This window comes from Pseudomonas sp. SWI7 (assembly GCF_006351945.1).
Lineage (GTDB): Bacteria > Pseudomonadota > Gammaproteobacteria > Pseudomonadales > Pseudomonadaceae > Aquipseudomonas > Aquipseudomonas fulva.
Genome location: NZ_CP040930.1, coordinates 3,957,635 through 3,983,244, shown reverse-complemented (window position 1 = coordinate 3,983,244; position 25,610 = coordinate 3,957,635). Strand labels below are relative to the sequence as shown.

At 61.8% G+C, this 25,610-nt stretch carries 26 protein-coding genes; 16 read left to right on the top strand and 10 right to left on the bottom strand.

The annotated features are described in order from the left end of the window. Window positions 1-45: 45 nt before the first annotated feature. The gene (gene trxA / locus FH041_RS18185; RefSeq protein ID WP_023532641.1) at window positions 46-372 is read right to left on the bottom strand and encodes a thioredoxin TrxA; all 327 of its coding nucleotides are present in this window, start codon (window positions 370-372) and stop codon (window positions 46-48) included. A 256-nt stretch (window positions 373-628) separates the two neighbouring features. On the opposite strand from trxA, the gene ppx reads away from it, so the two are divergent. After that, window positions 629-2,131, top strand: coding sequence for an exopolyphosphatase (gene ppx / locus FH041_RS18180; protein WP_027913414.1), 1,503 nt, complete (start codon window positions 629-631; stop codon window positions 2,129-2,131). Here ppx and ppk1 read toward each other — a convergent pair. Further along, on the bottom strand, window positions 2,118-4,361 hold the full coding sequence (ppk1, locus tag FH041_RS18175) for a polyphosphate kinase 1 (RefSeq protein ID WP_027913413.1): 2,244 nt from the start codon (window positions 4,359-4,361) through the stop codon (window positions 2,118-2,120). The two genes, ppx and ppk1, sit on opposite strands and share 14 nt — an antisense overlap. Before the next feature lie 213 nt (window positions 4,362-4,574). Here ppk1 and FH041_RS18170 point away from each other — a divergent pair, with 213 nt between their 5' ends. Then, complete coding sequence (locus tag FH041_RS18170; RefSeq protein WP_023532679.1) at window positions 4,575-5,159, top strand: DedA family protein; 585 nt, start codon at window positions 4,575-4,577, stop codon at window positions 5,157-5,159. A 101-nt stretch (window positions 5,160-5,260) separates the two neighbouring features. Then, a complete protein-coding gene (elbB, locus tag FH041_RS18165) occupies window positions 5,261-5,920 on the top strand; it encodes an isoprenoid biosynthesis glyoxalase ElbB (protein WP_027913412.1) in 660 nt (219 codons plus the stop codon). A gap of 54 nt (window positions 5,921-5,974) precedes the next feature. On the opposite strand, the gene FH041_RS18160 is transcribed toward elbB, so the two are convergent. Continuing rightward, window positions 5,975-6,427, bottom strand: coding sequence for a YaiI/YqxD family protein (locus FH041_RS18160; protein ID WP_027913411.1), 453 nt, complete (start codon window positions 6,425-6,427; stop codon window positions 5,975-5,977). 153 nt (window positions 6,428-6,580) lie between these two features. On the opposite strand from FH041_RS18160, the gene FH041_RS18155 reads away from it, so the two are divergent. Then, window positions 6,581-9,436 (top strand): class I adenylate cyclase, encoded by a 2,856-nt coding sequence (locus FH041_RS18155; protein WP_049695301.1) that lies wholly within the window; start codon window positions 6,581-6,583, stop codon window positions 9,434-9,436. A 32-nt stretch (window positions 9,437-9,468) separates the two neighbouring features. Here the strand turns inward: FH041_RS18155 and rnk are convergent, their stop codons facing one another. The 3 genes from rnk to cyaY form a co-directional block, all read right to left on the bottom strand. After that, window positions 9,469-9,879 carry a nucleoside diphosphate kinase regulator gene (gene rnk, locus FH041_RS18150; protein ID WP_023532559.1) on the bottom strand — a complete coding sequence of 137 codons (411 nt, stop codon included), beginning with the start codon at window positions 9,877-9,879 and terminating at the stop codon, window positions 9,469-9,471. Window positions 9,880-10,096: 217 nt separating this feature from the next. After that, on the bottom strand, window positions 10,097-10,318 hold the full coding sequence (locus tag FH041_RS18145) for a DUF1289 domain-containing protein (RefSeq protein WP_028686761.1): 222 nt from the start codon (window positions 10,316-10,318) through the stop codon (window positions 10,097-10,099). A 1-nt stretch (window position 10,319) separates the two neighbouring features. Further along, a complete protein-coding gene (gene cyaY, locus FH041_RS18140) occupies window positions 10,320-10,652 on the bottom strand; it encodes an iron donor protein CyaY (protein ID WP_023532439.1) in 333 nt (110 codons plus the stop codon). A gap of 244 nt (window positions 10,653-10,896) precedes the next feature. Between cyaY and FH041_RS18135 the strand changes: the two genes are divergently transcribed. Genes FH041_RS18135 through FH041_RS18110 form a run of 6 tightly spaced genes read left to right on the top strand, consistent with a single transcriptional unit; the run spans window position 10,897 to window position 15,519 of the window. Continuing rightward, window positions 10,897-11,112, top strand: a complete 216-nt coding sequence (locus FH041_RS18135) for a lipoprotein (protein WP_033694875.1) — start codon at window positions 10,897-10,899, stop codon at window positions 11,110-11,112. A gap of 9 nt (window positions 11,113-11,121) precedes the next feature. Continuing rightward, entirely contained in the window at window positions 11,122-12,369 is a 1,248-nt protein-coding gene (gene lysA / locus FH041_RS18130) for a diaminopimelate decarboxylase (protein WP_028686762.1), read from the top strand. A gap of 4 nt (window positions 12,370-12,373) precedes the next feature. Beyond that, the gene (gene dapF / locus FH041_RS18125) at window positions 12,374-13,204 is read left to right on the top strand and encodes a diaminopimelate epimerase (RefSeq protein ID WP_027913408.1); all 831 of its coding nucleotides are present in this window, start codon (window positions 12,374-12,376) and stop codon (window positions 13,202-13,204) included. A 13-nt stretch (window positions 13,205-13,217) separates the two neighbouring features. Continuing rightward, a complete protein-coding gene (locus FH041_RS18120; protein ID WP_023532867.1) occupies window positions 13,218-13,928 on the top strand; it encodes a DUF484 family protein in 711 nt (236 codons plus the stop codon). After that, window positions 13,928-14,824: a tyrosine recombinase XerC gene (gene xerC / locus FH041_RS18115; RefSeq protein ID WP_027913407.1), complete on the top strand. Its 897-nt coding sequence runs from the start codon at window positions 13,928-13,930 to the stop codon at window positions 14,822-14,824. Before FH041_RS18120 ends, xerC begins: the two co-directional genes overlap by 1 nt. Continuing rightward, window positions 14,824-15,519: an HAD family hydrolase gene (locus tag FH041_RS18110; RefSeq protein WP_028686763.1), complete on the top strand. Its 696-nt coding sequence runs from the start codon at window positions 14,824-14,826 to the stop codon at window positions 15,517-15,519. The genes xerC and FH041_RS18110 overlap by 1 nt, the downstream gene beginning before the upstream one ends. Window positions 15,520-15,596: 77 nt before the next feature. Here the strand turns inward: FH041_RS18110 and sutA are convergent, their stop codons facing one another. The 3 genes from sutA to glnK all read right to left on the bottom strand — a co-directional run bounded on the left by sutA (window position 15,597) and on the right by glnK (window position 18,161). After that, complete coding sequence (gene sutA / locus FH041_RS18105) at window positions 15,597-15,926, bottom strand: transcriptional regulator SutA (RefSeq protein ID WP_023532471.1); 330 nt, start codon at window positions 15,924-15,926, stop codon at window positions 15,597-15,599. 517 nt (window positions 15,927-16,443) lie between these two features. Then, entirely contained in the window at window positions 16,444-17,775 is a 1,332-nt protein-coding gene (locus tag FH041_RS18100; RefSeq protein ID WP_023532646.1) for an ammonium transporter, read from the bottom strand. A gap of 47 nt (window positions 17,776-17,822) precedes the next feature. Next, window positions 17,823-18,161 carry a P-II family nitrogen regulator gene (gene glnK / locus FH041_RS18095; RefSeq protein WP_002555808.1) on the bottom strand — a complete coding sequence of 113 codons (339 nt, stop codon included), beginning with the start codon at window positions 18,159-18,161 and terminating at the stop codon, window positions 17,823-17,825. A 363-nt stretch (window positions 18,162-18,524) separates the two neighbouring features. Here glnK and FH041_RS18090 point away from each other — a divergent pair, with 363 nt between their 5' ends. Further along, the gene (locus FH041_RS18090) at window positions 18,525-18,782 is read left to right on the top strand and encodes an accessory factor UbiK family protein (protein ID WP_027913405.1); all 258 of its coding nucleotides are present in this window, start codon (window positions 18,525-18,527) and stop codon (window positions 18,780-18,782) included. 35 nt (window positions 18,783-18,817) lie between these two features. Here FH041_RS18090 and FH041_RS18085 read toward each other — a convergent pair whose 3' ends face one another. Continuing rightward, on the bottom strand, window positions 18,818-20,827 hold the full coding sequence (locus tag FH041_RS18085) for a DUF4034 domain-containing protein (protein ID WP_111475156.1): 2,010 nt from the start codon (window positions 20,825-20,827) through the stop codon (window positions 18,818-18,820). A 232-nt stretch (window positions 20,828-21,059) separates the two neighbouring features. On the opposite strand from FH041_RS18085, the gene FH041_RS18080 reads away from it, so the two are divergent. From FH041_RS18080 to FH041_RS18060, 5 genes are all read left to right on the top strand, one after another. Next, window positions 21,060-22,550 (top strand): YifB family Mg chelatase-like AAA ATPase, encoded by a 1,491-nt coding sequence (locus tag FH041_RS18080; protein ID WP_125921885.1) that lies wholly within the window; start codon window positions 21,060-21,062, stop codon window positions 22,548-22,550. 212 nt (window positions 22,551-22,762) lie between these two features. Next, a complete protein-coding gene (locus tag FH041_RS18075; RefSeq protein WP_027913402.1) occupies window positions 22,763-23,230 on the top strand; it encodes a helix-turn-helix domain-containing protein in 468 nt (155 codons plus the stop codon). Next, on the top strand, window positions 23,227-23,802 hold the full coding sequence (locus tag FH041_RS18070; protein WP_140174923.1) for a PIN domain-containing protein: 576 nt from the start codon (window positions 23,227-23,229) through the stop codon (window positions 23,800-23,802). The genes FH041_RS18075 and FH041_RS18070 overlap by 4 nt, the downstream gene beginning before the upstream one ends. A gap of 179 nt (window positions 23,803-23,981) precedes the next feature. After that, window positions 23,982-24,758 (top strand): alpha/beta fold hydrolase, encoded by a 777-nt coding sequence (locus FH041_RS18065; RefSeq protein ID WP_027913400.1) that lies wholly within the window; start codon window positions 23,982-23,984, stop codon window positions 24,756-24,758. After that, window positions 24,758-25,555: an SDR family NAD(P)-dependent oxidoreductase gene (locus FH041_RS18060; RefSeq protein ID WP_028686766.1), complete on the top strand. Its 798-nt coding sequence runs from the start codon at window positions 24,758-24,760 to the stop codon at window positions 25,553-25,555. Before FH041_RS18065 ends, FH041_RS18060 begins: the two co-directional genes overlap by 1 nt. The last annotated feature ends 55 nt before the right edge of the window (window positions 25,556-25,610 follow it).

Sequence of the window (25,610 nt, the reverse complement as noted above, 5' to 3'; positions counted from 1 at the left end):
TAGTGCTCTGAAAAAGAAAAGCCCCGCATTTGCGGGGCTTTTTTATCACAGGTGGGCGTCGAGGAACGCTGCCAGCTGCGATTTGGACAAGGCACCGACCTTGGTGGCTTCCACGTTGCCGTTCTTGAACAGCATCAGCGTCGGGATACCACGCACGCCGTGCTTGGCTGGGGTTTCCTGGTTTTCGTCGATGTTCAGCTTGGCGACGACCAGTTTGCCTTCATACGTGGAGGCGATGTCGTCCAGAACCGGAGCGATCATCTTGCATGGGCCGCACCATTCAGCCCAGTAGTCGACCAACACCGGGCCTTGAGCCTGAAGCACTTCAGCATCGAAGGTGGCGTCGGTGACGTGTTTGATTTTGTCGCTCATGGAAATCTCCAAGGTCGTAAGCACGGAAAACGTTGCCCATCATAGCCGCCCCCGCGGTCGACAGGAAGCCGCAGACGATTGAGTGTAACTATAGTTGTGCAAGAGCACTCGAATCAAAACTGTCACATCGTCTTCATAGAATCGAATGGCACATTGCCGTATATCAAGCGCATCGCGCAGGCCAGGTGCCACGCGTTGGCGACCAGCCTGCTATCGTGGCACGATTGCCAGGTTAACGACCGAGAACTTCCAGATCATGCCGCATACCACCGCGAAGAACCTGTCCCTGATAGCCGCCATCGACCTCGGCTCCAACAGCTTCCACATGGTCGTGGCCAAGGCCCACCACACCGAAATCCGCATTCTCGAGCGGCAGGGCGAGAAGGTACAGCTGGCCGCCGGCATCGACGAGGAGCGCAGGCTCAGTGAAGAAGCCATGGAGCGCGGCCTGGAGTGCCTCAAGCGCTTCGCTCAGCTGATCAACGGCATGCCCGCAGGCTCGGTGCGCATCGTCGGCACCAACGCCTTGCGTGAAGCGCGCAACCGCAACATCTTCATCCAGCGTGCCGAAGCCATTCTTGGCCACCCGGTAGAAGTCATCTCAGGCCGCGAAGAAGCCCGCCTGATCTACCTGGGCGTTTCCCATACGCTGGCCGACACCGCGGGCAAGCGCCTGGTGGCGGACATCGGCGGTGGCAGCACCGAATTCATCATTGGCCAGCGCTTCGAGCCGCTGTTGCGCGAGAGCCTGCAGATGGGCTGCGTCAGCTTCACCCAGCGCTATTTCCGTGACGGCAAGATCACCCCTGCGCGCTATGCCCAGGCCTATACGGCCGCCCGGCTTGAGTTGATGAGCATCGAGCATGCCCTGCACCGCCTGACCTGGGATGAAGCCATCGGTTCGTCGGGTACCATTCGCGCCATCGGCGCCGCCATTCGGGGTGCAGGCCTGGGCAATGGCGAGGTAAACGCCGAAGGGTTGGCCTGGGTCAAGCGCAAGCTGTTCAAGCTGGGCGAAGTCGACAGAATCGATTTCGAAGGGGTCAAGCCGGATCGGCGCACCATCTTCCCGGCGGGCATGGCCATCCTCGAAGCGATCTTCGATGCGCTGGAGCTGCAGCGCATGGACCACTGCGACGGTGCGCTGCGTGAAGGTGTGCTGTTCGATCTGCTTGGCCGGCATCATCATGAAGACGTACGCGAGCGTACCCTCAACTCGCTGATGGAGCGTTACCACGTCGATCAGGGCCAGGCCGCCCGGGTCGAGCGCAAGGCACTGCATGCCTTCGACCAGGTGGCCGTAGCCTGGGACCTGCAGGACGGCAATTGGCGCGACCTGCTGGGTTGGGCAGCCAAGGTCCATGAGATCGGCCTGGACATCGCCCACTATCATTACCACAAGCACGGCGCGTACCTGATCGAGCACTCCGACCTGGCAGGCTTTTCGCGCGAGGATCAGCAGATGATGGCCTTGCTGGTGCGCGGCCACCGCCGCAACATCCCCAAGGACCGTTATGCCGAGCTGGGGGATGATGGGGTCAAGCTGCTGCGCCTGTGCGTGCTGCTGCGCTTTGCCATCCTGTTTCATCACATCCGGGGCACGCAGCAGATGCCCAAAGTAGAGCTCAAGGCGGCCGATAACCGCCTGGAAGTGGTATTCCCGGAAGGTTGGCTCGAGCAGAACCAGCTGACCCAGGCCGACTTCGCCAACGAAGCGGAGTGGCTGGCCCGGGTCGGCTTCGTCCTCAGCGTACGTTGAGGACCGGGTTGCTCAGGCGCTCCAGCAAGGTCGCCTGGGCACTGCGGGGGTTCTGGTTACCCGTCGGGCTGCTGCGCACATAGCGCCCGTCTGGCTGAAGGGTCCAGGCGTGAGTGTTGTCGGTCAGGTACGCCTCCAGTTCCTTTTTCACCCGCAGCAAGAGCTTCTTGCCCTCGACCGGGAAGCAGGTCTCGACCCGCTTGTCGAGGTTGCGCTCCATCCAGTCCGCACTGGAGAGGTAGATCTGCTCTTCACCGCCATTGAGGAAGTAGAACACACGGGTGTGTTCCAGGAAGCGGCCGATGATCGAGCGTACCTGGATGTTGTGTGAAACCCCTGGAATACCTGGACGCAGGCAGCACATGCCACGCACGATCAGGTCGATCTTCACCCCCGATTGACTGGCCTTGTACAAGGCCTTGATGACCTTCGCATCGGTCAGCGAGTTGAATTTGGCGATGATGTGCGCCGGCTTGCCGTCCAGGGCGAACTGGGTTTCGCGGGCGATCATGTCCAGCATGCCCTTTTTCAGGGTGAACGGCGCATGCATCAGTTTCTTCATGCGCAGGGTCTTGCCCATGCCGATCAGCTGGCTGAACAACTTGCCGACGTCCTCGGTGAGCGCATCGTCGGAGGTGAGCAGGCTGTAGTCGGTGTACAAGCGGGCATTGCCAGCGTGGTAGTTGCCGGTCCCCAGGTGCGCATAGCGAACGATCTCGCCCTGCTCGCGGCGCAGGATCAACATCATCTTGGCGTGCGTCTTGAAACCGACCACGCCATAGATCACCACCGCGCCTGCCGCTTGCAGGCGGCTTGCCATCTGCAGATTGGACTCCTCGTCGAAGCGTGCGCGCAGTTCGATCACGGCGGTGACTTCCTTGCCGTTGCGCGCTGCATCGACTAACGCATCGACAATTTCCGAGTTGGCGCCGGAGCGGTAGAGCGTCTGACGTACGGCCAGAACGTGCGGGTCCTTGGCCGCCTGGCGCAACAGGTCGATGACCGGCGTGAACGACTCGAAGGGGTGCATGAGCAGGATGTCCTGCTTGCTGATCACGCTAAAGATGTTGTCGGCGTTCTGCAGCAACTTCGGGATGGCCGGGGTGAACGGTACGTATTGAAGTTCGGGGTGGCTGTCCAGCCCAGTGATGCTGAACAACCGCGTCAGGTTGACCGGCCCATTGACCTGGTAGAGCTCGCTTTCGCTCAGGCTGAACTGCTTGAGCAGGTAGTCCGACAGGTGCTTGGGGCACGTATCGGCGACTTCCAGGCGCACGGCATCGCCGTAGCGGCGCGAGAACAGCTCGCCACGAAGCGCCCGGGCCAAGTCATCGACCTCTTCGGAATCCAGCGCCAGGTCGGCGTTACGGGTCAGGCGGAACTGGTAGCACCCCTTCACCTTCATGCCCTGGAACAGGTCGTCGGCGTGGGCGTGGATCATCGACGAAAGGAAGACGTAATTGGCACCGGTGCCACCCACCTCCTCAGGCACGCGAATGACCCGTGGCAGCAGCCGCGGTGCCGGAATAATGGCCAGGCCTGAATCGCGGCCGAACGCATCGACGCCTTCAAGCTCGACGATGAAGTTCAGGCTCTTGTTCACCAGCAATGGGAATGGATGGGTAGGGTCCAGGCCGATCGGGGTGATGATGGGCGCAATCTCGTCGCGGAAGTAGCGACGCACCCATGTCTTGAGCTTGGGTGTCCAGTGACGGCGGCGAATGAATCGGATCTGGTGTTTTTCCAGCTCCGGAAGCAGCACATCGTTGAGAATCGCGTACTGGCGATCGACCTCGATATGCACCAGTTCGCTGATGCGCGTGAGGGCCTGGTGCGGCTGCAAGCCGTCGGCACCGGCCTGCTCGCGGGCAAAGTTGATCTGCTTTTTCAGCCCGGCCACACGAATCTCGAAGAACTCGTCCAGGTTGCTCGAGAAGATCAGCAGGAACTTCAGGCGTTCGAGCAACGGGTAGCTTTCATCCAGCGCCTGTTCCAGTACGCGGATGTTGAACTGCAGCTGGGACAGTTCGCGATGAATGTACAGGCTGGTATCGTCCAGGCCAGGCACGACGATGGCCGGGGCGGGGGCCGGCGTGGGCGCCGCTGACTCCGCTGCAGGTTCCACAGCGACCTGAGACGCGGGTGGCAGATCAGGCGGGGTCTGCACCAACTCCTCTGGAAGCTCCTTGGCATCCTTGATCAAGACAGGGGGAAGCACTTCGTTATTCATCTGGCGGTCCTGAGGACGTTAACGCCCTATCATCAATTGAGCGGCAAGATAAGCGCCCATTATGACGCCTGTGTTACACGCCAGGGCAAGCCATGGCACACGGTTGCAGACATTGTGGTAGCGGGCACTGTTCACGTCGAGACACATTTGGACACTTTCCCGAACGCACGCGAAGGGGTAGGCTGCGCGTTCATTTCGCCAGCACCTCAGAAAATGCTCCAACAATTCCTGCAGGATTTCGGCTACTTTGCCCTTTTTCTAGGCACCTTCTTCGAAGGCGAGACCATTCTGGTCCTTGCAGGCTTTCTTGCGTTCCGCGATTACATGGACATCAAACTGGTATGCCTGGTGGCATTCATGGGCAGCTATGCCGGTGATCAGCTGTGGTATTTCATGGGTCGTCGCCATGGGCGCAAGATCCTGGCGCGCAAGCCTCGCTGGCAGGCAATGGGCGACCGCGCCCTGGGCCACATCCGTCGCCATCCCGATATCTGGGTGCTCAGCTTCCGCTTCGTTTACGGGCTTCGCACGGTAATGCCGGTCGCGATTGGTCTCTCGGGCTATCCGCCGCGGCGCTACCTGCTGCTCAATGGCATCGGGGCCGCGATCTGGGCCATCGCCCTGGGTGCTGCGGCCTATCATTTCGGCGCAATCCTCGAAGGCCTGCTGGGCAATATCAAACGCTACGAATTGTGGGTACTGGGCGCCTTGCTGGTGCTTGGCGTAGGCCTGTGGCTGCACCGGCGCTTTCGCACGCTGCGGGCAGAGCGCCGGGCTGCGCGCGAGTCCCAGGACTGAACACCTGCACCTGTGCACACTCCAACAGACATGGACCATCCCGCACTGCGCCGCGCTGCCAGCCTGACGGGTATCAAGCGCTTCGACCTGGAGTAATGAGCATGACAAAAAAAGTGGCGGTGATTCTTTCCGGCTGTGGCGTTTATGACGGCGCAGAAATTCACGAAAGCGTGATCACCTTGCTGCGCCTGGACCAACGCGGCGCGCAAGTGCAGTGCTTTGCACCGAACATCGCACAGATGCATGTCATCGACCACCTGACAGGCCAAGAAATGCCCGAGTCGCGCAACGTGCTGGTGGAATCTGCCCGTATCGCGCGTGGCGATGTGAAAGACATTCGTGAGGCGCGCGTCGAGGACTTCGACGCCTTGATCGTACCGGGCGGCTTTGGCGCAGCCAAGAACCTCTCGGACTTTGCCGTGAAAGGCGCAGACTGCACTGTCAATCCGGATGTCCTGGGGTTGGCCGAGGCGTTCGCCGCCGCCTGCAAGCCAGTTGGCCTGATCTGTATCTCGCCTGCATTGGCTGCCAAGATCTATGGCCCTGGCGTGGTCTGCACCATCGGCAACGACGCCGACACCGCCGAGGCCGTCGTCAAGATGGGCGGTACCCACGAAGAATGCGACGTGCACGACATCGTCGAGGACCCGCAGCGCAAACTGGTGACCACCCCTGCCTACATGTCGGCAAAGACCATCAGCGAAGCCGCTGGCGGGATCTACAAGCTGGTTGATCGGGTGCTGGAACTGACCCACGAGTAAGCGCCGCTTGCCCGGCTGGAGCGCCTGACCAGGCGATTGGCGCTCCATTGGCTATCAAAGCGCCGACAGCCGAGCGATGATCCGGTCCAACGCATTGGCAAACGCCTGTTTGTCGCGATCCCCATAAGGCCCCTGCCCGCCACCTGACTGGCCTTGTTCACGCAGCTCGGTGAACAGATTGCGCGTAGCCAGGCGCTCGCCCATGTTGCGCTCGTCGAACTCGCGCCCGCGCGGGTCCAGCGCCGCTACGCCCTTTTTCACAAGCCGGTCGGCCAGAGGCACGTCGCTGCAGACGACCAACTCGCCGGGTACGGCATGCTCGACCAGATAATCGTCGGCCGCATCCATGCCGCTGGGTACCACGATCAGTCGTACGATGCCGAATGCTGGTTTTGCCACTGCCTGGCCCGCGACCATGACCACTTCGAACTTGCGCTTGAGGGCGAACTTGACGATCAGGTCCCTGGCAGCCTTGGGGCAAGCGTCGGCATCGATCCAAACACGCATGATTGACCTCACGTTGTCATTTAGCCAGTCATGATGCACTACCCCGACAGGTTGCAGGAACTCGCGCAAATAGCCCCAGAACTGAATGAGCCTGTGTGAGCCGTACCGTTCAGGCTACACTCGCCCCAGCTTCAGCGGACTGATGAGCGCAAAATGAATTGTCCCGACGAGATCCAACTGGACCTGGACAACGGGATCGACCGTAAGCTGCTGGCCAACTTGCGTGGGCGCTACCTACAGATCAACGCAGGCCGCCTGCAGCGAGCAATGGCCGGTTTGTCCCCCCGCCAGCAGCAGGTCCTGACGGTGCTGCCCGTACTGTTCCATGTAAATCATCCGCTACTGCCCGGCTATGTTTCGTCGACGACGCCGGCAGGCATCTGCGACTTCGAGCCAAGCGCCGATCAGGTATTCGAAGCTCAGCGCCTGGCACGCGCCTTCAGCTACAAAGCCCGCGACAACACCTCACCACGCCCCATCGACGGGCTGTTTCTAATCGGCAGCCTGGGCACGCTTGCCCAGGCTGAGGACAGCGACATCGATGTATGGGTATGCCATACCAGCGACCTGGAGCGCGAAGCGCTGGAGGCACTACAGCGCAAATGCCAGTTGCTGGAAACCTGGGCCGCGATCCAGGGCGCCGATACGCACATCTTTCTGATTGACACCCAGGGGTTCGCTCAGGGCCAGCGCACAGGCCAACTCGGCACCGACGATTGCGGCACTACGCAGCATTATCTTCTGTTGGACGAGTTCTACCGCACGACCCTTTGGCTGGCAGGGCGGACGCCGCTGTGGTGGTTGGTGCCGCCCGACCAGGAGAGCGGCTATCCGGCCTACGCCCAAGCCCTGCTGGCAAAGCGTTTCGTACGCCCTGGGGAAGCCCTGGACCTGGGTCACCTGGCGCAGATCCCAGGCCACGAATTCGTCGGCGCCGGGCTTTGGCAGCTGTTCAAGGGCATCGATGCCCCTCACAAGTCCTTGCTCAAGTTGCTGCTGACCGAAGCCTATGCCAGCGAATACCCCGCCGTGCGTTGCCTGAGCCTGGACTACAAGCAAGCGGTCTTCGCCAATCAGCTCGACCTTGACCGTCTCGATCCTTACGTCATGGTCTACCGACGGATCGAGCGCTACCTGATGCAACGCCGTGAGCAGGCTCGGTTGGAACTGGTGCGGCGCAGCTTGTACCTGAAAGTGAACAGCAAGCTCAGCGAACAGGGCCGCGCCGAAGGCTGGCAACGCCGCCTGCTGCGCAGCCTGACCGACGAGTGGGGATGGGGAGGCGCGCAGTTGGCCCTGCTCGATGGTCGCCCTGGCTGGGGCGTGCACCAGGTTACCATGGAGCGCCGAGAACGGGTGGCCGAGCTCAGCCGCAGCTACCGGTTCCTGGTGCAGTTCGCGCGCACACATGACGCGACCAGCCGCGCCGACTTGCGCGAGCTCAACCTGTTGGGACGGCGATTGCAGGCAGCATTCGAGCGCCGTGCGGACAAGGTGGAAATCCTCCAGAGCGACCGTGCCTGCGACCTGGCCGAGCAAACCGTGACGCTGGCCCAGTCACCCAGCCGCAGAGCGCCAGGTGGCCACCCCTGGGCACTCTACAGCGGCAACCTGCATGGCCATGAAATGGAACTCGCCAACCCGATCAAGCGCTGCTGGCACCTTGTGGAGCTGTTGGTCTGGGCCCATTGCAATGGCGTGATAGACAGGCATACACGACTGGCGCTTCATCCGGGTATCAGCGATCTGAAAGAGCCTGAATTGCAGGGCCTGCTCGCGAGCCTGCAGCAGCTCATCGTGTTGCCGCTGCCCGCCGTCAGCGAGGTGAGCCTGTTGCAGCCAAGCGTCGCCGACGATGTGCTGCTGCTGATCAACGTGGGCATTGACCCCCTGCCCCACCACCGTGAGCTGGATATCCTGCTGACCACCGAGCGTACCGACTCGCTCAGCTACGGTGGCCTGCGGGAAAACCTGGTATTGACAGTGGACCAGGTCACGGTCAACTCCTGGAACGAGGTGCTGGTACATCGCTACGACGGCGAGCATGCGCTGATGCGATGCCTGCGCGATTTCATCAACCTGCCGAAACAGGCAAGCGGCTGGCCCAATGTGCGGGCGCACTGCTTTGCCCAGCACCGGGCGCAGGCCATCAGTCAGCGTGTGGCCGAGCTCTTCCAGACTGCGCGGCAGTTGCACGCACAGGACGTTCCTGGCCGTTACCTGGTGCAGGTGGCGCACCAGGTTCATGTGCTGGAGTGGCTCCAGGGCAAGGTCGTCCTCACGAGCCTTGACGACCATGATGCGCTACTCACGTTCATGGGCCAGGAGCGCAGTACCTACAGCCCCGTGTGCCTGGATGCCAATGCCCTGCCGGACACCGATGTGGGCCTTGTGCTCGAGCAAGGCCGCCGCGACTGCGTCCAGGTCTTCTATCGACTGTTCGACAGCTGGGCCGAGCTCTACGTGCTGGATGAATGCAACGCTTTGTGGCACCAGCGCGTGCCGTTGCAGGACGAACCTCACCTTCTGCTGCCGCTGCACCGCTTTCTGGCTTCGGTCTTGCGCCGACGCGAGGCGCAGTTGCCTTATGGTGCAAGGCAAGCAGCACGCCTGGACATCGTGTACGCGCAGCTGCTTGGGTCTGGATCAGCCAGGGCACGGGGCCTGGAGCAGAGGGCGGCACCGGATGCGGGGAACGTGCAGCCCTACTACGACGTCCAGGCCATGATTCACGCCGACACCGACGGTGCCACGCACGTGACCTTGTTCTGCGAACAACAGGAGTTCTCCGAGCTCGACCATGGGCCGAGCCTGTATGGCGTGGTGGCACGAGAAATCATCGCCCAGCGGCGAAGTGCAGGCCTGTATCGGTGCTACATCACCGACTTGGATGTTTCCGGGTTACCCGATGGCCGCCAGGCCACGACGCAGGTTTACCTGAACTACAAGCGGACACTTGAGCAGGCCTTGAATGAGGGGCTACAGCAGGTGCTGGCTGGCCAGGCTTAGGCACTGGCCACGCCACAGGTGCGTTGAAAGCACTACAGGTCGAAATCGCCCGCCGCTTCCGGCTGATACTCGACTTCCAGCAACTCTAGCCTGAGGGTCTTGCCCCCTGGCGCCGGCCAGTCGATCTGCTCACCCACCGACAACCCGAGCAAGGCACAGCCGATGGGCGCCAGGACCGAGACCTTGCCGTCTGGCCCGGCATCCTTGGGGTAGACCAAGGTCAAATGGTAGTCCTTGCCACTGGCTAGCTCGCGGCAATGCACGCGCGAATTCATGGTCACCACACCTGCCGGCACCTCATCATGCCCCACCACCTGCTCGGCGCGGTCGAGCTCGCCGCTGAGCGCGAGCACGCCAGGGGTACTTTCGTCGAGACTATCGAGCAGACGCTCCAGACGTTGTACATCCAAACGGGTGAGGATAAGGGAAGGCTTGGTGCTCATGATCCAGTCAGACTCCTTTGAACAGGCAGTTTTCGATGCACAGATAAAGCAAAACCCCGCCCTATGCGCGTAGTGCTGTTCACTTGAGAGTGTTTGGGCTGCAGAGCAGCCCTAAGTGACCAGCATTACGCCCAAAGGCGGGGTTTTCGAATGCTTTGGCGTCATCGACGCAAGCCCCGACACTACCACAGCGGGGCAAATACTCAAGCCCTTGCTATCAGTGTGCCTTAAGGTCGCGAAGCGCAGTGGCCTCGCGGCAGATCTGCCGACGGCGCTCATCATCGGCAGAGCGCCATTCGCGGATATGTTCAACATGCCGATGACAGCCGGTGCACACGCGCTGTTCGTCAAGGCGGCAGATGCTGATGCACGGCGATGGCACCGCTGGGCTGACGTTGCTGTAAAGCGGCTTGGGGGGCCGAACGGGTGCATTGCTCATGTCAGATGTCGTCGAAATCCAGCTTTTCGCCGGCTCGCTCCCACACGATGCGCTCAAGCATTTCACCCAGCAGCTCTTCGCTCTTCTCGCACACCCACTTGCCGCTCTCTTCGTCATAGTCGAAGTGGAAGCCGCCGGACCGATCGGCCAGCCACAGCTGGCGCAGAGGCTCCTGGCGGCTGAAGATCAGCTGGGCTCCACCTTCGAACTTCACGGTCAGCACTCCAGCGGAGTTCTCCATGTCCAGATCCAGCCCGCTTTCGTCGAACAGGTCTTCCAGCGCCTGCTGGGTAGCGTCGACCAGATCATGGAAACGCGCTTCACTCAAACTCATTGCAGGAACCTCGAAATTGGCGGCGTGACAGGCAAGCCGGGCACGATACGGGCGCTTGCCGATGAATGCAAAGGTTTAGCCAGGGTCCTTGCAGGCCACTTCGCTTGCAACGCGGCCCTGACGGCAAACAGGTGCGGCTCGGCACCCAGAATAGCCTGCCCGGCGGGCCGGTACTTGCATAGGCAAGCCGCCGGTCGCTCGGTATACTCGGGCTCAATACTGCATTTTTCTAAGGATTTCATCCATGAAGCGCCTGATTTCCTCCCTCGCGGCGCTGGTCGCTGTTGCCTGCCTCGTTTCTGCATGCGGCCAGAAAGGCCCGTTGTACCTGCCCGATGACGGCAAGGACCGCAAAGACGCCCACTCGGCGCACCAGCACCAGACCAAAGCCAAGTCAGCACAGACCCAGGAGCAGCAAGACACGCTGCAGTCCGAGCCTGAGCAGTCGCCTGAGCAGTAAGGGAATCGGATGAACGTCTTCAATTACCGCGACGGTGAACTGTTCGCGGAAGGGGTGTCCCTGTCGGCAATCGCCGAGCGGCACGGCACCCCCACCTACGTGTACTCGCGTGCCCACATCGAGGCCCAGTACCGTAGCTACACCGATGCCTTGCAAGGTTGCGAACACCTGGTCTGCTTCGCGGTGAAAGCCAACTCGAACCTGGGCGTGCTCAATGTACTGGCGCGCATGGGTGCAGGGTTCGACATCGTTTCCGGTGGCGAACTTGAGCGCGTACTGGCTGCCGGCGGGCGCGCTGACCGCGTGGTGTTTTCCGGCGTGGGCAAAACCCGCGAAGACATGCGTCGCGCGCTTGAAGTGGGCGTGCATTGCTTCAACGTCGAGTCCACCGATGAGCTGGAGCGTTTGCAGCAGGTGGCCGCCGAAATGGGCAAGGTTGCGCCCGTCTCGCTGCGGGTCAACCCGGACGTGGATGCAGGTACCCACCCGTACATTTCCACCGGGCTCAAGGAAAACAAGTTCGGCATCGCCATCGCCGATGCCGAGGCCATCTACGTGCGGGCCGCTCAGTTACCCAACCTGGACGTAGTCGGGGTCGATTGTCATATCGGTTCGCAGCTGACCACCGTGGAGCCCTTCCTCGATGCGCTGGACCGCTTGCTGGTACTGGTCGACCGCCTCGCAGAGTGCGGCATCCACCTGCGCCACCTGGACCTGGGTGGCGGGGTCGGCGTGCGCTACCGCGACGAAGAACCACCGCTGGTAGCCGATTACATTCAGGCCATCCGCGCGCGCCTGGGCGATCGGGACCTGGCGCTGGTATTCGAGCCGGGGCGCTACATCGTGGCCAACGCTGGCGTACTGCTGACCCGTGTGGAGTACCTCAAGCATACCGAACACAAGGACTTCGCCATCATCGATGCGGCCATGAACGACTTGATCCGCCCAGCCCTGTACCAGGCCTGGATGGGCATCTGTGCAGTCAAGCCGCGTGAAGGCGAAGGTCGCCCGTATGACCTGGTCGGCCCGATCTGCGAAACCGGCGACTTCCTGGGCAAGGACCGGGTTCTGAACCTCGCCGAGGGTGACGTGCTGGCCGTTCAGTCAGCGGGCGCCTATGGTTTCGTGATGAGCTCCAACTACAACACCCGTGGCCGTTGTGCGGAAATACTGGTCGACGGCGACCAGGCTTTCGAAGTACGCCGCCGCGAAACCATCGCCGAATTGTACGCTGGCGAAAGCCTGCTGCCGGAGTAAGCCCATGCTGCTGCGTTTTACCAAGATGCATGGGCTGGGCAACGACTTCATGGTCCTGGACCTGGTAAGCCAGCACGCCCACATCCAGCCCAAGCACGCCAAGCAGTGGGGCGATCGCCACACGGGCATCGGCTTCGACCAGTTGCTGATCGTCGAGGCGCCGAATAACCCGGAAGTCGATTTCCGCTACCGTATCTTCAATGCCGACGGCTCCGAAGTGGAACAGTGCGGCAACGGGGCACGCTGCTTTGCGCGGTTCGTGCTCGACAAGCGCCTGACCGCCAAGAAGCGCATACGCGTGGAAACCAAGAGCGGCATCATCGTGCTGGACGTACAGAACGACGGCCAGGTTAGTGTCGACATGGGTCCGCCACGCTTCGTCCCTGCCGACATCCCGTTCGTCGCCGACGAGCAGTCGGTGAGCTACCCGCTGGAGGTAGACGATCAGGTGCATTCGATTGCCGCGGTGTCCATGGGCAACCCTCACGCCGTACTGCGCGTGGACGACGTGGTCAGCGCCCCTGTGCATCAGCTGGGGCCGAAGATCGAACACCACCCGCGCTTCCCCCAGCGCGTCAATGCCGGCTTCCTGCAGGTCATTGACCGCCATCGCGGCAACTTGCGCGTGTGGGAGCGCGGTGCTGGGGAAACCCAGGCGTGTGGCACTGGCGCCTGTGCAGCTGCCGTGGCGGCCATCAGCCAAGGCTGGATGGACTCGCCCGTCGCACTTGACCTGCCGGGCGGGCGCTTGCATATCGAGTGGGCCGGGCCAGGCAAGCCGGTGGTGATGACCGGCCCGGCCGTACGCGTCTACGAAGGACAGGTTCGATTCTAAGCGAGTAACCGTCATGACCGATCACCCCAAGGATATACCCCAGCAGGCCGCTGAGCTCGATGCCGAAGCGGTGGTCGCCTACCTGCGTGCTCATCCAACCTTTTTCACCGAGCATGATGAGCTCTTGGTCGAGCAGCACATTCCCCACCAGCGCGGTGACAGTGTTTCGCTGGTCGAGCGCCAGCTCAAGTTGCTGCGCGACCGCAACATCGAGATGCGCCACCGCCTTTCGCAGTTGATGGACGTGGCCCGCGACAACGATCGGTTGTTCGACAAGACCAGACGCCTGATCCTGGACCTGCTCGATGCAACCACGCTGGAAGACGTGGTGATGGTCGTCGAAGACAGCCTGCGTCAGGAGTTCCAGGTACCTTTCGTCAGCCTGATCCTGTTTGGCGACAACGTAGCGCCGGTGGGGCGCTGGGTCAGCAACGCCGAAGCCCAGCAAGCGATCGGCCCGCTGCTCGGTAGCGGCAAGACCGTCAGCGGCAGCTTGCGCGAGCACGAGCTGGCGTTTCTGTTCGGTGAGGAGCAACGCCGCGACGTGGGCTCCAGCGCGGTGGCGACCTTGGAGCACCAGGGGTTGCATGGGGTGCTGGCCATTGGTAGCCGCGACCCGCAGCATTACAAGAGCAGTGTCGGCACGCTGTTCCTGAGCTATATCGCCGAGGTGCTGGGCCGTGTGGTCCCCCGCGTCAGCCAAAGCCTGCGCCCGGTGCGCTGATGGAGCGCCAGCTGGAAGCTTACTGCGCACACCTGCGCAATGAGCGCCAGGTCTCCGAGCACACGCTTGTGGGCTACCGCCGGGACCTGGAGAAGGTCATGGCGTACTGCAGCGAGCAGGCTATTGGTGGCTGGCAAGCCTTGCAGATTCAACACCTGCGCCAGCTGATCGCGCGCCAGCATCACCAGGGCCAGTCTTCGCGCAGCCTGTCCAGGCTGCTATCGGCGGTGCGGGGCCTGTACCGTTACCTCAACCGCGAAAAGATCTGCCAGCACGATCCTGCCAATGGCCTGAGCGCCCCCAAGGGGGAGCGTCGATTGCCCAAGGTGCTCGACACCGACCGTGCCTTGCAACTGCTCGATGGCGGCGTGGACGATGATTTCATTGCCCTGCGCGATCAAGCCATTCTCGAATTGTTCTATTCCTCGGGCCTTCGCCTTTCGGAGCTGACCAACCTTGACCTCGACCATGTCGACCTGGCCGGTGGCCTGGTACAGGTGCTGGGCAAGGGCGGCAAGGCCCGCGTGCTGCCGGTAGGGCGCAAGGCGCGGGAGGCACTGCAGGCGTGGTACCGCCTGCGCGGCGCCGGCAACCCCAGGGATCGCGCCGTCTTCATCACCCGGCAAGGCAATCGCATCAGCCCACGCGCCGTGCAACAGCGGGTCAAGGTGGCCGGGGAACGCGAGCTGGGCCAGCACCTGCATCCACACATGCTTCGCCATTCCTTTGCCAGCCACGTGCTGGAATCGTCCCAGGACCTGCGCGCTGTACAGGAAATGCTCGGACACGCCGACATCGGCACGACGCAAATCTATACGCACCTGGATTTCCAGCACCTGGCAACGGTGTACGACAGCGCCCATCCCAGGGCCAAACGCAGCAAAGGCAACGACTGATGAACATCAAGCTGATCACCTTCGACCTCGACGATACCCTTTGGGATACTGCGCCGGTCATTGCCAGTGCCGAAGTCGTGCTGCGCGACTGGCTTCAAGCCAATGCCCCGTTACTGGGCGATGTGCCTGTCGAACATCTGTTCGCCATCCGGGAACGGATCGTCCTGGCAGAGCCCGAGCTCAAGCACCGCATCAGCGCCTTACGCCGCCGCGTGCTGACCCGCGCCCTCGAAGACGTCGGCTACGGCCAGATGCAGGCACAGCAACTGGCCGAGCTGGGGTTCGAGGTGTTCTTGCAGGCCAGGCACAAGGTCGAGATATTCCCGGAAGTTCAACCGATGCTGGAATTACTGAGCCAGCATTACGCCCTGGGTGTCATCACCAATGGCAATGCCGATGTCAGCCGGCTGGGGCTGGCCGATTATTTCCGCTTCGCCTTGTGCGCGGAGGACCTGGGCATCGGCAAACCCGACCCGGCCCCGTTTGTAGAGGCCCTGCGCCGCAGCGGCGTGCCTGCCAGCGAAGCGGTGCACGTCGGCGATCATCCTCGCGATGACATTGCCGGTGCTCAGCGCGCCGGGCTGCGCGCGGTTTGGTTCAACCCCCAGGCCAAGGCGTGGCCCGGTGAGCAAGCACCCGACGCCGAAATTCAGCGCCTGTCGCACCTGCACGAGGTGCTCGCCCGCTGGCAATGACCTTGCCGACAGCACCTCCCTGCGCAAGCCAGGCATAAAAAAACCCGCAGCGACGGCGGGTTTTTCGAAGGCATCGCTTAGATAGGGCGACTGCCGTATTTATTGTCCGGCTTCTTGGGTGGGTCGGCGACCACGTTGGCCTCGACTTCCTGAACCTTGCCACCACGCGACAGGAACTCTTCCATGGCCTTGGCCAGGGCATCACGCTCCTTTTGCTTGGCTTCCAGGCTGGGCATCTCGTCTACCGAGACAGCCGCCTTGGATTTGCCCTTGGCAGCGGGTGCAGGACTGCTGTCGTCGTCGCCAGCGTCTTCTGCAACATCATCGGCAGCCGCTTCAAGGCCGTCATCAGCCTCGTCTTCATCACCGACCTCGAGGTCATCATTTTCCAGATCGTCGTCGCTCATGTTCTACCTCATGACGTGCAAAAGCAGGTTAGTTAGAGACCAGTGCTGCCGTAGACCGGCAGCTTCTGGTGAAAATTCCACTGGCCGTGGGTTCGACCACGGCCTTTGGGCCAACGCATCTGACGGACGGCTGTACCCGGGTGGGCCTGCACGTGGCAGTGCCGCACAAAACCTGTGACCCCTGCTGGGCCACGCGCTTTTTAGCCAGCCTGGCAAAGGCCGGCAGGGGTGATGAATGTACGTTCCAGCACCCTTCGGCGCGCATTCTAGCGCGCTCGCAGAAAAAGCAAAGCGCCATGAATGCCCCAACTTTTGTAAGTTTTGTACCCGTGTCACAAATAGACGGGATAAACCGTTTGCGCACGTGAAAATGCTGGGCAAGTGATCAAAAAAAATGGCAGCAGGTGCCGCTTCTGAGCGCCTTGCCAGCCCCCTGCGCGCACGCTTGATCAGGCCGACCTTAAACACAAGACGAAAAAATGCCCGGCGAGCCGGGCACATTTCTGCAGCGTCGTTGTTAGAGGTTGTAGCCGCGTTCGTTGTGCTGCGCCAGATCCAGACCAACGGATTCTTCTTCTTCGTTGACCCGAAGCCCCATCACCAGGTCCAGGACCTTGAGGATGATGTAGGTGACGATGGCGGTGTAGGCCACGGTGAAGATCACGCCTTTGGCCTGCACCCAGACCTGCATGCCGATATCGGTGACCGCGCCGAAGCCACCCAGCGCCGGGGCTGCGAACACGCCGGTCAGGATGGCGCCGACGATACCGCCGATGCCGTGTACGCCAAACGCATCCAGGGAGTCGTCGTAGCCCAGCTTGCGCTTGAGGCTGGTGGCGCAGAAGTAGCAGATCACGCCCGATGCCAGCCCGATGACCAGCGCGCCCATCGGCCCCACCGTGCCCGCTGCTGGCGTGATGGCAACCAGGCCAGCGACCACGCCCGAGGCGATACCCAGCGCACTGGGCTTACCGTGACCGATCCATTCGGCGAACATCCAGCCCAATGCCGCGGCAGCCGTGGCGATCTGGGTGACCAGCATGGCCATGCCCGCAGTGCCGTTGGCCGCAGCCGCCGAACCGGCGTTGAAACCGAACCAGCCGATCCACAGCATGGCCGCACCCATCAGCGTATAGCCCAGGTTGTGCGGTGCCATGGGTGTGGTCGGGTAGCCTTTACGCTTGCCCAGTACCAGGCAGCAGACCAGGCCTGCGATACCAGCGTTGATGTGCACGACGGTGCCGCCCGCGAAGTCCAGCACGCCCCAATCCCACATCAGGGCACCGTCACCGCTCCATACCATGTGGGCGATCGGAGCATAGACGAGGGTGAACCAGATGCCCATGAACACCAGCATGGCCGAGAACTTCATGCGTTCGGCGAAGGCACCCACGATCAAGGCTGGGGTGATGATGGCGAACGTCATCTGGAAGGTGATGAACACTGCTTCAGGGAACAGCGCCGTGGCCGAGGTCAGGCTGTCAGGCGTCACGCCGCTGAGAAATGCCTTGGAGAAGCCGCCGACGAAGGAGTTGAAATTGAGTACGCCCTTCTCCATACCGGTGGTATCGAAGGCCATGCTGTACCCGTAGACGACCCAGAGAATGCTCATCAAGCCAGTGATGGCGAAGCACTGCATCATCACCGACAGCACGTTCTTGGAGCGCACCATGCCGCCGTAGAACAGCGCCAGGCCTGGGATGGTCATGAACAGCACGAGCGCCGTGGCGGTGAGCATCCAGGCGGTGTCGCCGGAGTTGAGTGCTGGCGCGGCCTCCTCTGCAAGGGCGAGCCCTGGCATGACGAAGGACAATAGGGCTCCTAGCCCTGCGATCTTACGCAGAGTCATGTTGTTTTCTCCTGGGGCGTTGGGTTTGGTGAGGCTTGTGTTGCTGCTTAGATCGCGTCGGTATCGGTCTCGCCGGTACGGATGCGGATCGCCTGCTCCAGATTCACCACGAAGATCTTGCCGTCACCGATCTTGCCGGTGTTGGCAGCCTTGGTGATGGCCTCGATTACCCGATCCAGGTCTTTGTCATCGATAGCAACATCGATCTTCACCTTGGGCAGGAAATCGACCACGTATTCGGCACCGCGATACAGTTCGGTGTGACCCTTTTGACGCCCGAAGCCTTTGACTTCGGTGACGGTGATGCCCTGCACGCCGATTTCCGACAGTGACTCGCGCACGTCGTCCAGCTTGAACGGCTTGATGATGGCTGTGACTAGCTTCATGAAACTCTCTCCCGATTTGGTGGACTTGCCCCAGGAAAACAAACCCGTCTCAAGTCTAAGCGCAGCGGTTGCCTTTTGTAACGCGTCGTCGGCATGCGCACTGCCTGGTCACAAGGAACTGCATCAGTGCATGGCTCGCTTAGCACTTTGCAGAAACCTTGCCAGGTCTGTGAACACCAGCGAAATCAGGGGGTTGGCCCGACGTTACAGCTTTGGCTAATCGCCAGCACTCAACCTGTGCACCCATACGGTGCGAGGCTGGTTCGGGCTTTGCGCGAAAAACGTGCAACACCGCCTCGTCATGGGAGGCACAAGGGTGCGTGCTACACTGGCCGCCATTTCTCGACACTGGTGGACACCCTCATGCTCGCGCCCAAAGCCCTTCTCGACGCCCTGAGCGACCAGGCCTCGCGCCTGTTCAGCAGCGACAACACCCAGCCTCGGGCCGAGCTGGAAAGCCAGTTCAAGGCCTTGATGCAAGGCGCTTTGAGCAAGCTCGACGTGGTCAGCCGCGAGGAGTTCGACAGTCAGATGGTGGTGCTGGCACGCACCCGGGCTCGCCTGGAGGCGCTGGAACAACAAGTCGCAGAACTCGAAGCGCGCCTGGAAGGCAAGCGCTGACACCAAAGCTGCGTGACCCAGCCTCCTATCGACTTTCAGCGCGCTTCAAGCCTGCTGGCCGGTCGATCCAGGCCAGGTTTGGGCGGCAGTTCGCTGGGGCGTAGGGTGCCCCGGAACAACGCGGCGCCGTATTGCGTGAACAGCGTCCGTACCCTGTTGCGCGAATTGAGGACTTCGGCGTGAATGTCTTCGATGGCTGTGTCGCCAGGTCGCAGGCTCGCCGCATGGGTCACCCACTCAATGGCTGCATAGCGGCTTTGCCTGCGTGTACCTTGCCCCTGCATCCAGGCAAGCCCCAGCTCGGCACTGGCACGTGCTGCAATAGCGCTGTCCGGGTGCTCCACCAGGCTCAGCAAGTAGGCGACCGCCTCGGCTCGCTCACGCGGCTGGCCAAACTGGCGCAGCAATATGCCCAGGTGCAACCGTGCGCAGGCATTGGTCTGAGCATTGCCCAGGGCGTCTATCAACAGGCGCCTGACCTCGAGCATTTTTTCTCGATCACCCAGGTTCGTCCCCCCTTGCATCTGCAAGCAGGCCAACCGGTATTTGGCCTGGCGACTCCCTGTCTGGACGGCGCGCAGCAACCATTGCTCAGCCACTTCACAGTCCATGTATCGCCCAGGGGTATCGCTCCACTCACCCTGGTGAAGCTCGAACAGGCTTAATGCCGCACCTGACAGGGCTTGCTCGGCACCGCCTTGAAGCAAATAGTAGGCAACCTCATGCCGATCATGGGACCAGAGCAAGCGGGCCAGTTCCAGGATTTTCAGGCCGGGAGCCTGACCCGCCCGCTGGCGCTTGATCGCAATCGTCAGCCAGCGTTTGGCTTGATCGCCGCTGCGCGCCAGGCCCCACAAGCCAAAGTGATGTCCCGCGGCCCGCAGCGCGCAGGCAGCGGCGTGGGAGCGGCCATCGCTCAGGCGAAGAATCGCGGTATTGAGCAGTGCCTGCTCGTGCGCAGTGCTGCGTGTCAAAGCCGTGATGACCAAATGCCGAAGCGGTGGTCCCAGCGCCTGGATGCCGCCCAGGTCGGCAGGGCATGCAAGGCTTTGGGTAAAATCGGCCAGTGCCTTGTCATGGTCGCCCCAAACGCTCGCCTGCAACGCACCGCGCCATGCCAGCAATACGGCAGTCTCCCTAGGCCGCAGTGGGCGCACGGCCCAGTCTTCGAACAATTGCTGGTACTTGGCCACTGCGCTTGGGCGTTCGGCACTTGGGCGTTTCAAGCGTGCTTCCACGGCCATCCATCGCAGCGCGTTGCGCAACGGCTCGCTCCAGCCCCGGCAAGCCGGCATGTTGACCAACCGTTCTATGGACTCGACTTGCCCACGTCGGTCCTGCAATAGATACAACGCGTGGGCCTTGATGGCCTCGAAGCAGCCCGGCCGTGCGGTCAGTGCCTGGCTCAGCCAATAGGCCTGCGGCTCCTGGCGCTCTGTGCGCGGCTCAAGTCCATCGGGCAACATCCGAGGCAGCTCGGCCAAAGGCATCACGCCATGCCTGACCAAATACGGCGCGGCAGCCTCCTGCACCTCCACGTCCGCATGTGTACTGGGCCTGAAGCGGGCTGGCTGCTCATTGAACAGCTCGACCAGCCAGCCCGGCTCGCGAAACCTGGCACTGAGCAACTGCAAGCCTATGGCAGCCGCGACCGGCCGCTGCGAACGGGCCAAGGCTCTGAGTAAATGGGCAGTGGCGGTTTCGCACATTTGCTCGATCGCCAGCCAGCGTGCCGGTGTGCGGGCGCCGCCGTGGTCCACCTGGCAGGCACGGCTAAGGCAGTAGAAGCCCATGACGACCTGCGGGTGATAGGCCCTGGGGCAGGCATCGATCCAGGCGCGAAGCACTTGGCTCAGCGCCCTGTCCCCCTGGTCCGGGTCGACCAGCAGATGGCTCTCGACGGCTGAGAGATAGGCCGGGAACTCGCCCGGGGGCGCTTGGTACCAGCGAGCCTCCAGGGAATCGAAATAGCGATTGAGCTCGACGAACGCGTTGGTCTGAACCAGTTCGCGAATAACCTCACGGGTGTGGGTGAGCGTTTGCACAGCGCAATACCTCAAGTCCATTTCAAGGTCGAAGCGGTGCCATCCCATGGCATCGGTGGTTTGCTTGAACAACACTAAGCCAAAGAAGGCCGCTGCGCAAAACTATTGGATCCATTTCTAGGCGGTGCACAGGTAGAAATGATCAGAAGCACACTGGCATCCCCTGCCCCGTCTCGGCTCGCTATGCTGGGTCCATCCGCAGGAAGCGGTCTTGGCAGCGAATGGAGCGCCCATGTCTTTAGCCCTTGTTCACAGCCGCGCCCAGGTAGGCGTGCAGGCCCCGGCCGTCAGCGTTGAAACCCACCTGGCCAATGGCTTGCCTCATCTCACACTGGTCGGCTTGCCCGAAACCACGGTCAAGGAAAGCAAGGACCGCGTGCGCAGTGCCATCGTCAACAGTGGCCTGAACTACCCAGCCCGGCGCATCACGCAAAACCTCGCTCCGGCCGACCTGCCCAAGGACGGTGGCCGCTACGACCTGGCCATCGCCCTGGGCATCCTGGCGGCCGATGCCCAGGTGCCCGTGGCCACCCTGGCCGAGCTCGAATGCCTGGGCGAGCTGGCACTGTCGGGCGCGTTGCGGCCGGTACAGGGCGTCTTGCCCGCAGCGCTTGCCGCACGCCAGGCGGGGCGGGCACTGGTAGTGCCCCGTGAAAATGCCGAGGAAGCCAGCCTTGCCAGTGGCCTGGTGGTGTATGCCGTAGGCCATCTATTGGAGCTGGTGGCCCACCTGAACGGACAGGTACCGCTAGCTGCCTATGCCGCCAATGGCTTGCTCCTGAACCCTCGCCCCTACCCCGACCTGAGCGAGGTGCAGGGGCAACTGGCGGCCAAACGCGCGCTGCTACTGGCCGCTGCCGGGGCGCACAACCTGCTTTTCACCGGGCCGCCAGGTACTGGCAAAACCTTGTTGGCCAGCCGCCTGCCGGGCCTGCTGCCACCGCTGGATGAGCATGAAGCGCTGGAGGTCGCCGCCATCCAGTCGGTCAGCGGGCACACCCCGCTGAACAGCTGGCCACAACGGCCGTTTCGCCACCCTCATCATTCCGCCTCCGGACCTGCGCTGGTGGGTGGCGGAAGCCGGCCGCAGCCCGGGGAAATCACCTTGGCCCACCACGGGGTGCTGTTTCTGGACGAGTTGCCCGAATTCGAGCGCCGGGTACTGGAAGTGCTGCGTGAACCCCTGGAATCTGGCGAGATCGTAATCGCCAGGGCGCGGGATAAAGTGCGCTTTCCCGCCCGCTTTCAGCTCGTCGCTGCCATGAACCCCTGCCCTTGCGGCTACCTGGGCGACCCTACAGGGCGATGCCGCTGCAATACCGAGCAGATATCCCGTTATCGCAACAAACTGTCAGGCCCGCTACTGGACCGGATCGACTTGCACCTGACCGTGGCGCGCGAGAGCACCACGCTCAACAACCAGCCTTGCGGGCAAAGCAGCGCCGACGTCGCCCTTCAGGTCGCGCACGCCCGGGAGGTGCAACAACGTCGGCAAGGGTGCGCCAATGCATTCCTCAACCTCGATGGCCTGCGCCAGCACTGTAGCTTGGCAGCACCTGATCAAGCTTGGTTGGAAGGCGCCTGTGAACGATTGACGCTGTCGCTGCGAGCAGCACACCGATTGCTCAAGGTCGCCAGAACACTGGCAGACCTCGAGGGATGCACGGCAATTGGCCGGGCGCACCTGGCTGAGGCCCTGCAGTACCGTCCCGGGAGTGGTTGAGAGGCGAACGCGGTAGCTGGAAGCACTTGACCAGGCCGGAGCACCTCACCTCCTGTACATCGCATCAACCTCCAGGTGGGTAGACGCTCCTCCCCAAGCACTACTCGCCGTTTCGTTTGTTTCGAATATTGTGCATTTCGTTTGTTTCGAATATAAATTGGCTATCTGTCGTACTAGGCGCCGGAATTCTGTTTAACGACTGGAGACAACCCATGACTACCGCCGATCTCGCTCAAGCCATCCTTCCAGATGAAAAAGCGATCACCGCGGCTATTGAGTCAAGCCGCCAGATTGCCGCGTTCGTCTCAACCAAGTTGGATACTCAGCGCATTGAGTTGGTAGATGAAGCCCAGCAACGGCAGACTGTTGAACTGCCAACGTTCGCGCTCAGATTGCTTGGCGACATACTCAACGAGCTGGCCTTGGGCAACACCGTAAAGGTGGTGCCTATCCATGCGGAACTGACCACCCAGGAGGGCGCCGATATGCTCAACGTCTCGCGTCCTCACTTGGTCAAGCTGCTGGATGAGGGGCTAATCCCACACACCAAAACCGGCAGCCACCGCCGTGTAAAATTTACTGACCTAATGGCCTACAAGGCCGATCGTGATAAAGCAAGCCAGGCCGCCATGGATGAACTGGCTGCACAAGCCCAAGAACTTAATATGGGCTATCAATGAGGCACTCACCTTTTACAGTTATCTACGACGCCTGCGTGCTTTATCCAGCACCATTGCGTGACCTATTGATGCATCTGGCTCTGACTGGCGCGTATCGCGCGCGCTGGTCCGAGCAAATCCACGATGAATGGACACGAAACGTGTTAAGAAACCGTCCCGACGTGTCAGAAACACAGCTTTATCGCACAGTCGGACTCATGAATCGGGCGATTCCTGACTCTCTGGTAAATGACTACGAGCCACTTGTGCAGGGGCTTGACCTTCCAGACGAAGACGATAGACACGTCTTGGCAGCAGCGATCAAATGTGGCGCCTCGGTGATTGTCACGTACAACCTCAAAGATTTTCCGGCCGAGATTCTGAAACGTTTTGAGATCGAGGCGTTGCATCCCGATGTATTCCTCTCCGACATCAGGGACCTTGATCAGGCAGCTGTGCTCAAGGCCGTCCAGAAGCAGCGCGCAGCCCTTAACAATCCGGTTTACTCACCCCGCGAGCTGCTGGACATCCTCCTCAAGCAGCGGCTCCCAGAGACCGTCAAGCACCTCTCGAACTACGAGCTGCTGATCTAACCATCTTGGCCGGACGCACCTGGCTGAGGCCCTGCAGTACCGTCCCGGGAGTAGTTGAGGGGCGAACCCTGGTGCCCGCCCCCCCGCAGAAACAAGGCTGTCCAGCGCCCTCAATGCCTGAATGAACTTCCCCAGCCGCTTCGCTTTCCATCTACAAAGCGAACGATTTCAGGTGCTCGATGCTCCCACACAGCCAGCAAGGCCGCGGTCCCGTTACCTTCGTGTTGATGCATTTTTTGGGTGGTTCGCACCGAACATGGTCCGCCACGGTCCCTTACCTAGACCGAGCGCATGCCTGCATCGCCCTGAACACACCCGGGTACGGCGATGCCAATGCCGTCACCGGCTATACCGTTGAAGAAATGGCCGATCAGGTCGATGCGAGCATCCGTGAGCTTGGGCTCAAGCACTGCATCCTCGTTGGCCACTCGATGACCGGCAAAGTCGCGGTCGTGCTGGCCGCTCGTCGCCCGGACTACCTTCGGGGCCTGATCCTGGTGGCCCCATCGCCTCCCGGCCCCCAGCCGATGAGCGATGAAGACCGCGACCAGCAACGGGCCTACACCGCCAGCCGGGAGCAAGCCGAAGCCTTCGTCGACGACTCGAGCTACCACAGGCTGCCCGATGCGCTGCGCGAAGTCGCCATCGCCGACGCCCAGGCCGTCAACCTTGACGCCTGGCGTGCCTGGGTCGATCACGGCAGTCGCGAGGACTGGAGCGATCGCATCGGCCTGCTGCCCTATCCGGCCCTGCTGATCTGCGGCGCCGATGACCAGCAGGTGCCCGACGCCCAAGAGCAGCGGCGCACCACCTTGTCGCACTTCCCCAACGGCACCTTGCTTACCCTGCCCGGTGCGGGCCACCTGATGCCTTACCAGACCCCTCAGGCATTGGCCGAGCCGATGCTTGATTTCGCAAGACCAATCGCTGCTGAACTTTCCCTGGGAGATCGTTGATGGATTTAGGTTTGAAAAACCGTGTGGCCCTGATCAGCGGTGCAGCTGGCGGCATTGGCCTGGCCACTGCCCACCTCCTCGCCGAGGAAGGTGTGAAGCTGGTGTTGACTGACATCGACCAGGACAAGCTCGAAGATGCCGTCAAGGCGCTGGGTGGCGCGCCCTTGCTCATCGCGGCGGACATGACCAGTCAGGACGAGGTGGATAACTTGGTCCGGCAAGCCGAAGAGCGTTATGGCCAGGTGGATATCGTGGTGCATACCACGGGGGTAACAGGCGCCAAAGGCGACCCGCTGGAAATGAAGGACGAGGATTACCAGGAAGCCTGGGATACCGACTTCTTCACCGCCGTGCGCGTGGCGCGGGCCACCGTTCCGGCGATGCGCAAACGGGGCTGGGGGCGGTTGGTGTGCATCACCTCCGAGAATGCCGTGCAGCCTTACTGGGAAGAGGCGGTGTACAACGTCGCCAAGGCCGCACTGGCCGCGTTCATCAAGAACCTGTCCTACAAGGAAGCGGCGCATGGGGTGCTGTGCAACACGGTATCGCCGGCATTTATTGAAACCAACATGACCGATGGCATGATGAAGCAGCGCGCCGAAGAGAAAGGCGTGAGCTTCGAGGAGGCCATCGAAAGCTTCCTGGAAGAGGAACGACCCGGCATCGTACAGAAGCGCCGAGGCAAGCCAGAAGAGGTCGCGGCCGCGATCGCGCTGCTGGTTTCGGAGCGGGCTTCGTTCATCAATGGCAGCAACCTGCGGGTCGATGGCGGCTCGGTGCAAAGCGTCCAGAACTGAACCTGCACTGGCGCTCGGGCCAGGGCAAGCACGCACGCGCTGCGGCCCAAGCGCC